This is a genomic window from Saccharopolyspora rosea (assembly GCF_025643595.1).
In the GTDB taxonomy this organism is placed as follows: domain Bacteria; phylum Actinomycetota; class Actinomycetes; order Mycobacteriales; family Pseudonocardiaceae; genus Saccharopolyspora; species Saccharopolyspora rosea.
The window spans coordinates 5,737,677-5,751,533 of the sequence record NZ_CP102826.1 but is presented as its reverse complement, the minus strand read 5'-3'; the positions used below and the strand labels follow the sequence as shown (position 1 = coordinate 5,751,533).

General features: G+C 73.2%; 13 protein-coding genes. 6 read left to right on the top strand and 7 right to left on the bottom strand.

Annotation, left to right across the window (positions count from 1 at the left end):
• Positions 1 to 22 precede the first annotated feature (22 nt).
• A complete protein-coding gene (gene hisN, locus NV263_RS26650; RefSeq protein ID WP_263249409.1) occupies positions 23 to 793 on the bottom strand; it encodes a histidinol-phosphatase in 771 nt (256 codons plus the stop codon).
• An 87-nt stretch (positions 794 to 880) separates the two neighbouring features.
• On the opposite strand from hisN, the gene NV263_RS26645 reads away from it, so the two are divergent.
• Together NV263_RS26645 and NV263_RS26640 are read left to right on the top strand one after the other, a co-directional pair.
• Positions 881 to 1,555, top strand: a complete 675-nt coding sequence (locus NV263_RS26645) for a response regulator transcription factor (RefSeq protein WP_263249408.1) — start codon at positions 881 to 883, stop codon at positions 1,553 to 1,555.
• A 3-nt stretch (positions 1,556 to 1,558) separates the two neighbouring features.
• Complete coding sequence (locus NV263_RS26640) at positions 1,559 to 2,833, top strand: ATP-binding protein (protein ID WP_263249407.1); 1,275 nt, start codon at positions 1,559 to 1,561, stop codon at positions 2,831 to 2,833.
• Positions 2,834 to 2,967: 134 nt separating this feature from the next.
• Here NV263_RS26640 and NV263_RS26635 read toward each other — a convergent pair whose 3' ends face one another.
• On the bottom strand, positions 2,968 to 3,495 hold the full coding sequence (locus NV263_RS26635; RefSeq protein ID WP_263249406.1) for a GtrA family protein: 528 nt from the start codon (positions 3,493 to 3,495) through the stop codon (positions 2,968 to 2,970).
• A gap of 74 nt (positions 3,496 to 3,569) precedes the next feature.
• Positions 3,570 to 5,954, bottom strand: a complete 2,385-nt coding sequence (locus tag NV263_RS26630) for a sigma-70 family RNA polymerase sigma factor (RefSeq protein ID WP_263249405.1) — start codon at positions 5,952 to 5,954, stop codon at positions 3,570 to 3,572.
• Between the two features lie 191 nt (positions 5,955 to 6,145).
• Between NV263_RS26630 and NV263_RS26625 the strand changes: the two genes are divergently transcribed.
• The 3 genes from NV263_RS26625 to purE all read left to right on the top strand — a co-directional run bounded on the left by NV263_RS26625 (position 6,146) and on the right by purE (position 8,744).
• Positions 6,146 to 6,955 (top strand): hypothetical protein, encoded by an 810-nt coding sequence (locus NV263_RS26625; protein WP_263249404.1) that lies wholly within the window; start codon positions 6,146 to 6,148, stop codon positions 6,953 to 6,955.
• Positions 6,956 to 7,019: 64 nt separating this feature from the next.
• On the top strand, positions 7,020 to 8,204 hold the full coding sequence (locus NV263_RS26620; protein WP_263249403.1) for a 5-(carboxyamino)imidazole ribonucleotide synthase: 1,185 nt from the start codon (positions 7,020 to 7,022) through the stop codon (positions 8,202 to 8,204).
• Positions 8,205 to 8,255: 51 nt separating this feature from the next.
• On the top strand, positions 8,256 to 8,744 hold the full coding sequence (gene purE, locus NV263_RS26615) for a 5-(carboxyamino)imidazole ribonucleotide mutase (protein ID WP_263254390.1): 489 nt from the start codon (positions 8,256 to 8,258) through the stop codon (positions 8,742 to 8,744).
• 60 nt (positions 8,745 to 8,804) lie between these two features.
• Here the strand turns inward: purE and NV263_RS26610 are convergent, their stop codons facing one another.
• Positions 8,805 to 9,587 (bottom strand): thioesterase family protein, encoded by a 783-nt coding sequence (locus tag NV263_RS26610; RefSeq protein WP_263249401.1) that lies wholly within the window; start codon positions 9,585 to 9,587, stop codon positions 8,805 to 8,807.
• A 191-nt stretch (positions 9,588 to 9,778) separates the two neighbouring features.
• Here NV263_RS26610 and NV263_RS26605 point away from each other — a divergent pair, with 191 nt between their 5' ends.
• A complete protein-coding gene (locus NV263_RS26605) occupies positions 9,779 to 10,210 on the top strand; it encodes a DoxX family protein (RefSeq protein WP_263249399.1) in 432 nt (143 codons plus the stop codon).
• Here NV263_RS26605 and NV263_RS26600 read toward each other — a convergent pair whose 3' ends face one another.
• The 3 genes from NV263_RS26600 to NV263_RS26590 all read right to left on the bottom strand — a co-directional run bounded on the left by NV263_RS26600 (position 10,211) and on the right by NV263_RS26590 (position 13,737).
• Positions 10,211 to 10,933, bottom strand: a complete 723-nt coding sequence (locus NV263_RS26600) for a TIGR03089 family protein (RefSeq protein ID WP_263249398.1) — start codon at positions 10,931 to 10,933, stop codon at positions 10,211 to 10,213.
• Positions 10,934 to 10,975: 42 nt separating this feature from the next.
• Positions 10,976 to 12,205, bottom strand: a complete 1,230-nt coding sequence (locus NV263_RS26595) for an LCP family protein (RefSeq protein WP_263249396.1) — start codon at positions 12,203 to 12,205, stop codon at positions 10,976 to 10,978.
• A gap of 104 nt (positions 12,206 to 12,309) precedes the next feature.
• A complete protein-coding gene (locus NV263_RS26590; RefSeq protein WP_263249395.1) occupies positions 12,310 to 13,737 on the bottom strand; it encodes an LCP family protein in 1,428 nt (475 codons plus the stop codon).
• Between the last annotated feature and the right edge of the window lie 120 nt (positions 13,738 to 13,857).

Below are 13,857 nucleotides of genomic sequence, written 5' to 3'. Positions count from 1 at the left end.
GCCCGGCGCTCGCCGCGAGCGGTCAGGCTTTCAGCAGTTCCAGGGCCTCGGCGTGCAGGTGCCCGTTGGACGACAGGGCGTTGCCGCCGTCGAAGCGCGGGGCACCGGACAGGTCGGTGAACGTGCCGCCCGCCTCCTCGACCAGGATCTGCACCGCCGCCACGTCCCACGGGTTGACGACCGGTTCCGCCGCCAGGTCGATGACGCCCTCGGCGACCAGGCAGTGGTGCCAGAAGTCACCGAACGCGCGGTTCTCCCAGCAGGCGTCGACGAGCCGCAGGTACGCGTCCCGCGAGTGGTGTTCGGACCAGGTGCCCAGGTGCGTGGTCGACACGTAGGCGTCGGCCACGTCGCGGACCCCGGACACCGAGATCCGCTCCGGCCCCCGGTCGGCCGTGCCGCACCACGCGCCGCCACCGGCCGAGGCCCACCAGCGCTTGCCGAGCGCCGGGGCGCTGATCGCCCCGACCACCGGACGTCCGCCGTCGACCAGCGCGATCAGGGTCGCCCAGGCGGGGACGCCGCGCAGGAAGTTCTTCGTGCCGTCGATCGGGTCGAGCACCCAGGTGCGGCCCTCGCCGATGCTGCCGCCGCGCTCCTCACCGGCGACGACGTCGTCCGGGCGGCGGTCGGAGAGCACCCGGCGCACCGCGTCCTCGACCTCGATGTCGGCGTCGGTCACCGGGGTGCGGTCGGGTTTGCGGTCCACGCTCAGGTCGAGGGCGCGGAAGCGGGCCGTGGTGATCCGGTCCGCCACGTCGGCCAGGTGCAGGGCGAGTTCCAGGTCGCTCACGCCCGCAAACCCTAGTCGCCACGCCGTGCACCCGGCGATTCGCCCACGACCACGGACGTGATCGTCGGGGCCCTCTAGGCTGGAGACGTGAGCGTGGTGCTGCTGGCAGAAGACGACCCGGCCATCGCGGTGCCGTTGTCCCGAGCACTGCAGCGGGAGGGCTATTCGGTGCAGGTCATCGAAGACGGCCCGGCGACGCTGCGGGCGGCGGCCGCGGGCGGTGTTGATCTCCTGGTGCTTGATCTCGGACTGCCGGACATGGACGGTCTGGAAGTGTGCCGTCGGTTGCGCGCGCAGGGGCGCGGGTTGCCGGTGCTGATGCTCACCGCCCGCACCGACGAGGTCGACTTCGTCGTCGGCCTCGACGCCGGGGCCGACGACTACGTGGCCAAGCCGTTCCGGCTCGCCGAACTCATGGCCCGCATCCGCGCGCTGCTGCGCCGGGGTGCTCCCGAGACGCTGGAGGCGTCCGGGGTGCGCCTGGACCTCACCGCGCGGCGCGTGCTGGTGGACGAGCACGAGGTGCAACTGGCGAACAAGGAATTCGAGCTGCTGCGGGTGCTCATGCAGCACGCCGGTCAGGTCGTGACCCGGGAGGAGATCCTCGAAGAGGTCTGGCCCGAGTCGGACCGCAAGGGGAGCAAGACGCTGGACATGCACATCTCCTGGCTGCGGCGCAAGCTCGGCGACAGCAACGGCCGTCTCGACGAGACCCGCATCGCGACGGTGCGCGGTGTCGGGTTCCGCTTCAACGCGGACTGAGCGATGCGCCGCCGGATCCTGCAGGCGACGTTGCTGGCGGTCGCGGTCACCGCGGTCGTGCTGGGACTGCCGCTGGGGTTCAGCGCGCTCAAACTCGTCCAGGACCTGACGCTGGCCGACCTGTCCACCCGGGCGCAGCAGATCGCGACGCTGCTCGACGAGCAGATCGCCACGCACCGGTCGGTCGACCTCAACGCCGCCCGGCTGGCCGTGCCCGCCGGGGCGCGGCTCATCGTGCGCACCCAGTCGCACGACTACACCTACGGGCCCGATCCGGGGGAGAAACCGCTGGTCGAGAGCGTGCCGATGGTGCAGAGCGGGACGGTGACGATCGCCGCTCCCAGCGATCCGGTGCGGGCCCAGCAGTTCCAGGTGGCCGGGCTGGTGCTGATGTTGGTCGTGCTGTCGGCCGGGACGGGCACGATCGTGGCGATCGTGACCGCGCGTCGGCTCGCCGACCCGCTCAAGCACGTGGCCGCGCGGGCGGCGCGGCTCGGCGCGGGCGATTTCCGGCCCGATCCGCAGCGCCACGAGGTCCCCGAGCTCGACCGGGTCGCCGACGCGCTCGACGCGTCCGGGGCCGCGCTGTCGCACCTCGTGCAGCGGGAGCGCGAACTCGTCGGTGACGTGTCGCACCAGCTGCGCAGTCGGCTCACCGCGCTGCACCTGCGCCTGGAAGCGCTGGCCGCGGCCGACGACCCCGAGGTGTCCGAGGAGGCCACCGCCGCGCTCGAACAGGCCGAACGGCTCTCCGGGGTGCTCGACGACCTGCTCGCCGCCGCCACCGAGGCGCGGGCCCGCGACGCCGAACCGCTCGACGTGTCGGCCCTGCTGACCGACGTCGCGGGGGAGTGGCGCGACCCGCTGCGGGCCGAGGGGCGGGCGCTGCGGCTCAAGGTCACCGAGGGCCTGCTCGCGCGGGCCACCCCGGCGCGGCTGCGGGAGGCGATCGGGGTGCTGCTGGACAACGCCCTGCGGCACGGCAAGGGCGCGGTGACGCTGGCCGCGCGGCAGGGCAGCGCCACCGTCGTCATCGAGGTCAGCGACGCCGGGCCCGGCGTCCCGGACCAGCTGGTCCCCTACGTGTTCGAGCGCGGTTTCTCCGGCCGCGGCTCGACCGGCGTCGGCCTGGCCCTGGCCCGCGCCCTGGTCGAAGCCGACGGCGGCCGGCTGGAGCTGAGCAAGGCGCGCCCGGCGATGTTCGAGGTCTTCCTCCCGATGGCCCGCGCCGACGACGTCCTCGGCGTGCCCTGGCGGATCGAGTCCACGCCCCGTTGATGAGAGCCTGTCTTTGAACCTGCTCCCGGAAGGGGTGTGGCAAGCGGCGCCAGCCGCTTTCTCTTTCGGTGAGTACGCAAGCAACCTGCACCGCCACCGGCACCGCCACCCAGAAAGAGTTCGAGGACAGGCTCTCAGCGGGTGAGGGCGTGGTCGCGGGTGGGGGTGTGCTGCGAGGTGTCGGGTTCGGGGAAGACCCATTTCCGGAACGCCCACCAGCGGAAGGCCATGCCGACGAGCAGGCCGATGATCTGCCCCGAGGTGAAGTCGGCGATCTCCTCCACGAAGCGGCTGGTGTACGGGGTGTGCAGGAGGAACACGTAGCGGGAGATCCACAGCGGGGCCGAGTAGAACGCCACGCCGATCGCGCTGATCACGAAGTACAGCGTCGCCTCGTGGTGCCGTTGCCGACCGCCGCGGGTGCGGAACGACCACTCCCGGTTGAGCACGTACGAGACCGCCGTCGCCGCCAGCACCGCGATGACCTTCGCGGTCACCGGCTTCGGAGCGAGCACCGTCAGCTTCAACCCGTAGAAGACCCCGGTGTCGATCAGGAAGGTGATCGCGCCCACGACGCCGAACTTGAGCAGCTCCCGGTGGCGGATCGCCAGTTTCCGGTACGGCTGCGGTACGCGAGCGAGTACCGAATCGACAACGGACACGCCCACGAGTCTACGTAGTTGCTCCAAAGGGATGACCTGTGCGCCGGTTCAGCCACCCTCCCGGACGGCCCGGTTCACCCCGACGTCGTGGTGGACGGACGTGCCGGCGGAGCAGAGGTCGACGTCGAGGACCCCGTTGACGGCGCGGGCGTCGACGAGCCGGTCGACGACTCCGACGGGCTCGGCGAGCCCGTCGACGACGGCGGGGCGGTCGACGACGGCGGGGCGGTGGTCGACGACGGCGGGGTGCTCGTGGTCGGCGGGGTCGACGTCGTCGGGGGCACCGTCGGCCGCGTGGTCCACGGGGGAGTCGGCCGCGTGGTCCACGGCGGTGTGGTCGACGGGTCCGAGGTCTCCGGTGGTTCGGTGGGCAACCAGCAGGAGTGCGGCGGGCGCCCCGGGTGCAGCGCCCACGCCGGCCACCACCACGGCGGGCAGTGCGGCGAGGTCCACGTGGTCGTCGTGGTGGTCGGCGGCGCCGGTTCCGGCGGCCACGGCGGCAGGGTCGGGAACCACAGCAGCAACGACACCGCGTCGCTGTCGGCGGCGGTGCCCAGCTGCGCGCTCACCGGCACGGTGATCTCCCGGACGAGCTGCCCGGACAGCGCATCGCGGCGGACCGGCCAGGGCAGCTCCGGCGTGCCGGTCAGCCACAGGTCGCCGCGGTAGGAGGCGCCCGGACCGAGGTCGGCCGCGCAGCGGACGCGGCCCGGCTCCTGGACGCAGCCGAACGGCAACCCGACCGCCGACACGCCGTCCGGCAGCTGCGCGACCGCTTCGGCGCGGCCCCTGCTGGTGCCGGTGTTGCGGACGTCGATCTCGACCCGGCTGTTCAGCCACGGCGCGAGGTCCCAGCCGGTGGCGGTGACCTCGACGCCGTCCACCGGGGCCGGCGGCCGGACCACGACCGGGACCGTGGGCAGCGTCAACCGGATCGACGCGCCCGCGGTGATGTCGGCGGTGATCGTGCCGCCCTGCGAGTCGGGAGCGGCCTGCACGCGGAAGCCGAACGCGGTCGACTCGCCCGGGGCGAGTCCGCGTCCGGTGGTGCACCGGATCTGCCCGGTGCCGCCCTCGCACTGCATGCCCAGCGGGGGAGCCGCCTCGACGCGGGACGTGGCCGACAGGCTCTGCGGCGTCGTGGCCGCCGGACCGGGGGTGGTGGCGCCGGGGATCTCCGCCGACACGCCCGGCGGCAACGTCAACGTCGCGGTCACCGGTGCGGACTCCCCGGAACCGTGGTTGGAGACCGTGATCGGCACGTCCACCGGGTCACCCCCGGCGGTCAACCGGACCGGCTGACCCGGACCGGCGGCGTCCAGGACGGCGGTCGGCGGGGGCGGCGGCGGAGGTGGCGCCGGTCGCGGCGCGGGCGGGCGCGCGATCGGCGGTTTCGGCACCTGCGGTCGGGGTGTGGGCGGTTTCACCGCCGGGGCCTGCGGCACCGGAGCCGGGGCCGGCGCGGGCGGGGGCGCCGCCATCGGGCGGGCCCGCTCGACACCGGCCGTGAGACCGAGCGCGACCGCCGCGACCAGCGCCGCCGCGGAAGCCGCCGCGAACACCGTCTGCCGCGGTGCGGCGCTGGCCGCACCGGCGGCGCTGCCCGCCCCGCCCGCGGCCGCCGCGGCTCCGGCGGCGGTCGCGCCACCGCCGTGGGCGAGGTAGCCGGTGGCGGCGGCGCCGAGCACCAGCGGGGCGACGACGACGCGCAGCCCGCCGTTGACGTCGGCGAGTTCGGCCGCCAGGCCCCGGCACCGGTCGCAGCCGTCCAGGTGGGCCTCCACCTGCGCGGTCTCCCGCTTGGACAGCCCGCCGCGGGTCCACGCGCCCAGCCGGTCCGCGGTGGCGCGGCACGACTCCACCCCAGGACCGGCTTCGGCGAGCTGCCCGACGTGCACCTGGAGGTACGCCTGCCGCAGGCCCTCGCGGGCGCGGTACGCCAGCGCCGACACGCCGTTGGGCGTCAGGCCGAGCACCGGCGCGACCTCGGCGGGCGACTGTCCCTCGATCTCGATGTGCCACAGCACGGTCTGCCAGCGCTCGGGCAGCCGGGCGAACGCCTGCGCGGCCAGCGACCGCTCCAGCCCGGCGAGCGCGGTGTCGGTGAACGGGACGCTGACGTCGGCGCCGGACACCTCGGCGACGTCGTCGGCGAGCTGCACCTTGCGTTCCCGCCGGGTGCGGTCGTAGGCGGTGTGCCGCAGCGCCGTGAGCAGGTAGGCGCGGAACGCGGTGTCCGGCCCGCGCCCGGCGCGCAGCGTGTCCAGCACCTTCGCGAAGGCTTCGGACACCAGGTCGTCGGCCTCGGCCGGGCTCTTGGCGACCTGCCGGGCCATGTTGTAGGCGGCGCTGACGTGCCGCTCGTAGAGCTGGGCGTACGCCTCGGACGAGCCGTTGCGCACGGCTTCGATCAGTTCCGCGTCGCCGGGACCCTGCATCTCCGCCGGGACTGTCGCCACGCCGCACCTTCCTCCCCGCAGGGGCGCTGTAGATCTTGGCGTTGTCGGGACGCGCGATCACAGCGATCATGACGCGCGAAACACGAAGATTATTGTGATCGATATCAACTGGACAACGCCATCGGGCGCGCCGTCATGCGCGGCCGATCACCGCGTCCCTCCGGCAGGCAGCACGAATGGAGGGTGTTGGCATGAGGGACTGGCCGCTGCGGTGCGACGTGACGACCGGTGGGAGGGGGCGGGCGCTGCGCTCCCGGTGGCGGACCGCGAGCCTGGCCGCCGGATGGCCGTTCCCGAGCGACTGGGACTCCCCGGCCGTCGACGCGGTGTGCTCGGCGGTCACGGCGGGCGCCGACGTCGGGTCGCACCTGGCCGAACTGGGCGCGGCGCGGGCCGAAGCGGGGGTCGGGTTGGCCGGGACGTTGCAGGACCTGGCCGCGCTGCACGCGGTGTCCACCGGAGAGCACGACGGCCTGGTGTCGGCCGACCCCGACGCGGTACCGGCGTCGATGCTGCGCACGACCGCGCTCGGCTGGGCCGAGGTCCTGTCCCGGCAGGCCGTCGACCGCGAGGTGGAGGACCCGCTGACCGGGCTGACCACGGCCGGGTACCTGCGGACCCGGTTGCACGAGCTCTACCGGGAGGCCGGGGCGGTGGGCCGCGACCCCGACGCGGAGCACGCGCTGGTCCTGGTGTCGCTGCGGATCCCGGACGACGGCTACGGCTACCCGCGGATGCTGGCGATGGTGCTGGCCGCCGACGTGCTGCGCTCGGTGTTCGCCGCGGGGGAGACGACGTCGCTGGTGCGCCCCACGACGGCCGCGGTGCTCGCCCGCCGCGGGCCAGGGCTGACCGACCGGTGCCGCCGCGCCCAGCGGCTCATCCTCGGTCGGCTCGCCGACGACCCGTCGCTGCCCGTCAGCGGCGCGGTGGACGTGCACGAACGGCGGTTGCCCGCCGACCACGACGGGGCCTGCGTGCTGCTGGCGAACCTCCAGTGACCTGGCTCGCGCCGACGGGTACCGGTGGGCGGGGCGTGATGGACGTCGCTCTACGCTGTGCGGCGTGGACCACCGGACCGGAACCCCCGTTGTCGGCATGATCGGTGGTGGCCAGCTGGCGCGCATGACGCACCAGGCGGCGATCCCCCTCGGGCAGTCGCTGAAGGTGCTGGCCACCTCGGAGCAGGACTCCGCCGCGCTCGTGGCGGCGAACGTGGAGATCGGTCACCACACCGATCTCGAAGCGTTGAAGAACTTCGCGCAGGGCTGCGACGTGGTCACCTTCGACCACGAGCACGTGCCCGGTGACCACCTGCGGGCGCTGGCCGCCGCCGGGGTCTCCGTGCAGCCCGGTCCGGACGCGCTGCTGCACGCCCAGGACAAGCTGGTGATGCGCCGGAAGCTGGCCGAGATCGGGCTGCCGGTGCCGCCGTTCGCGGAGATCACCAGCGTCGCGGACGTGCTGCGGTTCGGCGGCGAGCACGGCTGGCCGTGCGTGCTGAAGACGGCGCGCGGCGGCTACGACGGTCGCGGCGTGTGGGTCCTCGACACCCCGGAGGAGGCCGAGCGCACCGTCGCCGAGCTGCTGGAAGGCGGCGCCCCGCTGCTGGCCGAGCAGCGCGTGCCGCTGCGCCGCGAGCTGGCCGCGCTGGTCGCCCGCTCGCCGTTCGGGCAGGGCGCGGCGTGGCCGCTGGTCGAGACGGTGCAGCAGGACGGGATCTGCGTGCAGACCCTCGCCCCGGCCCCGGACGTCTCGGCGGACGTGGCGCAGCAGGCCCAGGACCTCGCGCTGCACATCGCCGATTCGCTGGGCGTCACCGGGGTGCTCGCGGTCGAGCTGTTCGACACCGCCGACGGGCTCGTCGTCAACGAGCTGGCGATGCGCCCGCACAACTCCGGCCACTGGACCATCGAGGGCGCGCGGACCTCGCAGTTCGAGCAGCACCTGCGCGCGGTGCTCGACTACCCGCTGGGCAGCACCGAACCGACCGCACCGGCCGTGGTCATGGCGAACGTCCTGGGCGCGCCGACCGAACCGGCGATGCGCGTCGACGAACGGGTGCACCACCTGTTCGCCCGCTTCCCGCACGCGAAGATCCACCTGTACGGCAAGGGCGAGCGGCCGGGCCGCAAGCTCGGTCACGTGACGCTGCTCGGCGACGACATGGCCGAGGCCCGCGAGCAGGCGCGGCTGGCCGCGCACTGGCTGTCGCACGCCGAGTGGCTCGACGGCCACCCGATCCACTGAGGGCGCGAGGAGTTGACCGTGGCAGAGCAGAACCCGCTGGTCGGCGTGATCATGGGCAGCGACTCGGACTGGCCGGTGATGCGGGCCGCCGGGGACGCGCTCACCGAGTTCGACGTCCCGTACGAGGTCGGCGTCTACTCGGCGCACCGCACCCCGCAGCGGATGTTGGACTACGCGCGCCAGGCCGCCGAGCGCGGCGTCCGGGTGATCATCGCCGGTGCGGGCGGCGCGGCCCACCTGCCGGGCATGGTCGCCTCGGCCACGGTGCTCCCGGTGATCGGCGTTCCGGTGCCGTTGAAGCACCTGGACGGCATGGACTCGCTGCTGTCGATCGTCCAGATGCCCGCCGGGGTCCCGGTCGCCACGGTCTCGGTCGGCGGTGCGCGCAACGCCGGGCTGCTGGCGGTGCGGATGCTCGCGGCGGACTCGGGCGAACTCGGCGAGCGGCTGCGCGCCGACATGGCCCGCTTCCAGGCCGACCTCGAAACCCTCGTGCTGGACAAGCACTCCGCGCTCCAGCAGAAGGCCGCGGAGTCCTGAGAGGCTGTCTTCGAACTCGTCCTGCGTGGCGGTGCCGCCACCGGCACCGCCGCGCAGGTGTCAACCCAGCTGGTTGACCATGACCGCTTCGTGCGCGGTGCCGATGGAGCCCTGCTCGTCGTAGAGGGCGGCGCGGGCGACGCCGATGCCGGACGGCTGGACGTCGCGGTGGATCTCCACGCCCAGCCACTCGCCGCGCAGCGCGCGGTGCAGGTAGAGCGTGATGTCGGTGTTGATCCACGGGCCGAAGATCGGCCCGACGGGGCTGGCCGCGCTGATGCAGTCGACCAGGACCGCCACGTGGCTCAGCGGGCTCAGCGGCTCGCCGGGCAGCAGCGGCAGCGGCATCCGCATCCACGCCCGGCTGGGTCCGGCCGAGCTCTGGTCGGCCAGCCAGCGGACTTCGACGACGTCGTGCACGCCCGGCCGCAGGCCGAGTTCGGGCGGCAGCAGGTGGCCGTCGGCGATCCCGCCGGGGCCGGCGAAGCCCGGCGGATCGCCGCCCTCCGGTCCGTCCACTTCGGACTTCCGGAGCAGTTGCGCGCTGGCGCGGGTCACCGTGCGCCCGCCGGCGCGGAGCGTGACGTCGAGCACGTGCAGGCGTTTCCCGGTGCGCAGCGGCTCGACGGAGACGTCGATCGGGGAGCGCGGCACCGGTCGCACGAGGTCGACGGCCAACCGCGCGACGAACAGGTCGGGGTCGTCGACGGCGGCCTCGACGGCGTGGGCGACCAGCCCGGCGACGGGGCCGCCGCCGGTGAACTCGCCCCACGGGTTGCCGGCGGCCTCGGTCGGTGCGAACCGGTCGCCGTCCCGGGTGAACAGGCTGTCGTGATCGAGCACCAGGCGATGTTACCCGCCAGTAGGAAGGCTTCGGCAGGGGTGGTACCGGTTTTCCCGGATTTGTGGCGATTTGTCGAGTTGTGCGGCCACGGCGCCCTCGTGTCGTGTGACCATCTCCTCAATGCGGACATTTATTTGAAGCTTCATCTATATTTGGTCGCAGTGCACCGACAGACCCGGAGAGGCCGACCATGCAGCACCGCATCCGCGACGTGGCGTTCCTGATCGCAAGACTGGTCGTGGGCGTGACGTTCCTCGCGCACGCCTACCAGAAGTTCGCCCTCTGGGGCATCGACTCGACCGCCGCGAGCTTCGGCAAGATGGGCATCCCGCTCCCGACCGCGGCCGCCTGGTTCACCGCGCTCGTCGAGATCGTCGGCGGCATCGGCCTGATCCTCGGCGTGCTGCTGCCGGTGGTGGGCGTCCTGCTGGCCGCGGTGATGATCGGCGCGCTGGTCTCCGCGCACTCCGGGGCCGGCTTCTACGTCTCGCAGGGCGGTTTCGAGTACGTGCTGGTGCTCTCCGCGACCAGCCTGGCGCTCGGGTTCAGCGGCTCCCGCTACTCGCTGGACGCGCTGTTCCGGCGCGGCCGGACGAGCGAGGCGGTCCCCGCCGAGGCGTGATCAGGCCGGACCGGCGCCCAGCTGGCGGGTGATCCGCTCGTCGGACTGGCGCCGGTCCCACCGCTGCGGATCGGGGTTGGCGCACTGCACCAGCGACGCCCGCGCGGCCAGCACCGCGAGCAGTCCGTCGACCACCCCGTCCGGCAGCGACCAGTCCAGAGTGGACAGAACGCGGTCGGACTCCGCCAGATCGAGGTCCGCGGCCCGCTGCCGGGCCCGCGCCACGAGTTCGTCCACCGACAGGTCCAGCAGTGCGGGATCGCCGCCCGCCACCGGCAGCAGCGGGTCGAAGTCGTCGCCGTGCGCGCGGATGTCGGAGACGTAGTCCACCGCGGAGTCGGGGAGTCCGCGCACCGGAGCCCCGAGCGCGTCGAGGCCCACCGCCGCGGTGGTGCGCGCACCGGCAGCACTGTCCACATCGGACGCCGGGACGAATGCCACCTCGGCGCCGCGCGGGTCGGCGGTGACGTGGGCACCGCACCACCACGCGCCCAGCAGCACCCCGACCGTCTGCCAGTGCGGCGGCAACGCGACCGCCACCGGCGCCCCGGGTTCCACGTCCAGCTCGTCGACCAGCCAGTTCGCCGTCTTGGCCGCCCAGTTCGCGGTGGTCGCCCGGGACAGTTCGACCCGCGCGCCGGTGGCGTCGTCGTAGTAGGTGATCAACGGCTTCGGTGCGCCGCTGCTCAGCAGCGGACCGAGGAGTGCCCGGGTGACGCTCATGCCCGGCAGCCTAGAGGACGCCGCTCGCGGCCGTCCGCCGCGTCAGTTCACGCAGGGCACGCCGCCGTCCGAGGTGATGGGCGGCTCGTCGGAGTGCGCGGCTCCGTCCAGCCGCAGCGCGGGTTCCGGCCCCATCCGCGGAGCGGGTGCGCTGGACGGGGCGTTGAGCCCGGCGAAGAACCGGTGCACCGCCTCCGGGTCGACCGCGAGGATGCTCTGACCGCGGTCGTCGCGGGACGGGGCCGCGGCGACCGGCATCGTCATGAACGTGACGTGACCGGTCGCGAGCTGCTGCATCTGCTCCACGAAGGCCATCACGTCCCACCCGTCGTCGAGCACGACGGCCTGCTGCGCGGCGTGCACGAGGTGGTTCATCCGCGCGGTGTCGGTGAGGGTGCCGGTGGACAGCACCTTGTTGGCCAGCGACGCCATGAACACCTGCTGGCGCACGATGCGGTCCAGGTCGCCGCGCGGCAGGCCGTGCCGCTGCCGGACGAACGCCAGCGCGTCACCGCCGGAGATCGTCTGCCGCCCGGCCGCGAAGTCCGCCCCGGAGTCCTTGTCGCTGGTGGCCTGCCGCAGGCACACGTCGACCCCGCCGACGGCGTTGGTGATCTCGTAGAAGCCGAGCAGGTTGACCTCGGCGTAGTGGTCGATGTGCATGCCGGTGAGCGCCTGCACGGTCTGCACCAGCGCCCGTTGACCGGCCAGCGTGGACTCGCGCTCGGCGTCGGTCTCCGGCACGCCCTGCCCGGTGAGCCGGTCCTTGGCCGAGCGCTTGGTCAGGCCGTAGACGGCGTTGATCTTCTCCGACCGGCCGCCCGGCACGGCCGCGTAGGTGTCGCGCGGGATGGACACCGCGGTCGACGGCGCACCGTTGCGCGGAATCCGGATGACCACGAGGGAATCGGTGTTGAGCCCGGTGGTGCTCTCGGTGCGCAGCTGCTTGAGCACGCTCAGCGGCAGCGGGTTGCCCTGGGCGTCGGTGCGGCTGTCGCTGCCGACCAGCAGCACGTCGGTCGCGCCGTCGTCGACCGGTGGGGTCTGCGGCACGTCCGCGAGGACCTTGGCGGTGCTCGCCTGGTTGAGGTGGTCCAGCACGACCCAGCCGACCGCGGTGACGCCGAGCACGACGGTGGACACGACGGCGAGCACGCTGCGCCGGGCGATCCGCGCTCCCCGCCGACCGGAGCCGGTGGGCCGCTCGGCGGCGGTCGGCTGGTCGGAGTCCGCGTCGTCCGGGACCGAGTGCTGCTGTTCCGATTCGTCCACGTGCGTGCCTCCCGCGGCCTGTTACCCCGACGGTTGTTCAGGTTAACGGCCGCCGGAAGCCCGCAGTGCGGACTTCCGGCGGCAGCGCGGGACGGGACCGGCGCTCAGTCCACGCAGGGGACGTCGCCGGCGTTGATGTTGACGCCGCGGTCGTTGTCGGTCTGCTGCGTGGGCAGCGGAGCCACCTGCGGGCCGATCGGCAGCGCGTCGAGCCGGACGGTGTCCGGACCGCCGAACTTGTGCGCCCCCGGGCCCTGGTAGTCCTTGCCCAGGTAGACCTCCAGCTGCCCGGCCTTGAGGTTCTGGCTGGGCTTGGTCGGCAGGCCGCCGAGCAGTTGGGCCGCCTGCTTGGCGACCTCCTCGTCGCCCGGCGCGTAGTAGACCAGCGAGTTGGGCATGTCCTGCGCGTTGGAGCTGCCGCCGGCGGTGAACCCGGAACCGGACAGCTGCTCCAGCACGTTCCCGGCCAGCCCGCTGACGCCGGAGGCGTTGAAGACGCTGACCGAGGTCTTGGCGCGCAACTGCTTCTGCCGCGACTCCTCCTGCTGCTTCTTCGCCCGCTCGGCGGGCGGCAGCAGCAGGTCGGCGGAGAACTGCTGGGTCTCCGACTGCACGTAGGTCGGCACCTCGTTGCCGGACGGGCCCTTCCAGTGCACCGGGATGGTCTGGAACTCGATGTCGCCGCCCGCGGCGCCCTGCATCCGCTGGGCGAAGCCGAGGATGTCGTCGGCCAGCCCGGGGTCCAGCACGATCGAGCGCTGGATCGCGCCGATCAGCGAGTTCAGCTTGGCCGGGTTGGCGAGCGTGCCGCTGGAGAGCACCTTGTGCGCCAGCGAGGCCATGAACGCCTTCTGCCGGTCGCCTCGGTTGAGCTCGTTGATCAGGCCGTGCCGCTGCCGGACGAACGCCAGCGCCTGGCCGCCCTGCAGGGTCTGGCGCCCCGCCGGGAAGTTCGCCCCGGACATCGGGTCGTGCACCGGGTGGTTCAGGCAGACCTCGACGCCGTCGATGGCCTTGGTCACCTCGGAGAAACCGAGCAGGTTCACCTCGGCGAAGTGGTCGATGTGCGCACCGGCGATCTCGTTGATCTTCTGCACCAGCGCCTTCTGCCCGGCCGCCTTCGACTGCTTGTCCAGCTCCTTGGGGTCGGTCACCCCCTGCTTCTGGAGCTTGGCCTTGGTCGCGTTGCCGACCAGCGTGGTCAGGTCGGTGAGCTTCTCGGTGGAGCCGTCGGGAGCGGTGACCTGCAGGTCCCGGGGGAAGGTGAGGATCGACGCGCGCTGCGCGCCGTCCGGGATGCGCACCAGCATCATCGTGTCGGTGCGGGAACCGTCCGCCTCACCGGCGCCGAGTTCGTCGAGCACCTCCTGCGGCAGCGGGTTGCCCTGCGCGTCGGTGCGGCTGTCGCTGCCGACCAGCAGGATGTCGACGGCGCCGTCCTCGGAGGAGGTGTTGCCCAGCACGTCGGAAGCCGTGGTGCTGCCGTGGAAGCCGCGCAGCGTGGCCCAGCCGTAGCCGGTGGTGCTCAGCACCGCGACCGACAGCAGTGCGACGAACGTCCGCCCGATGTTGCGGGACGACTTCCGGGCCCGCGTGCTCCTGGCCCCGCGGTCCCAGGTGTCCGCCGGGGGAGGGGCGGCGGACTCCGGTTC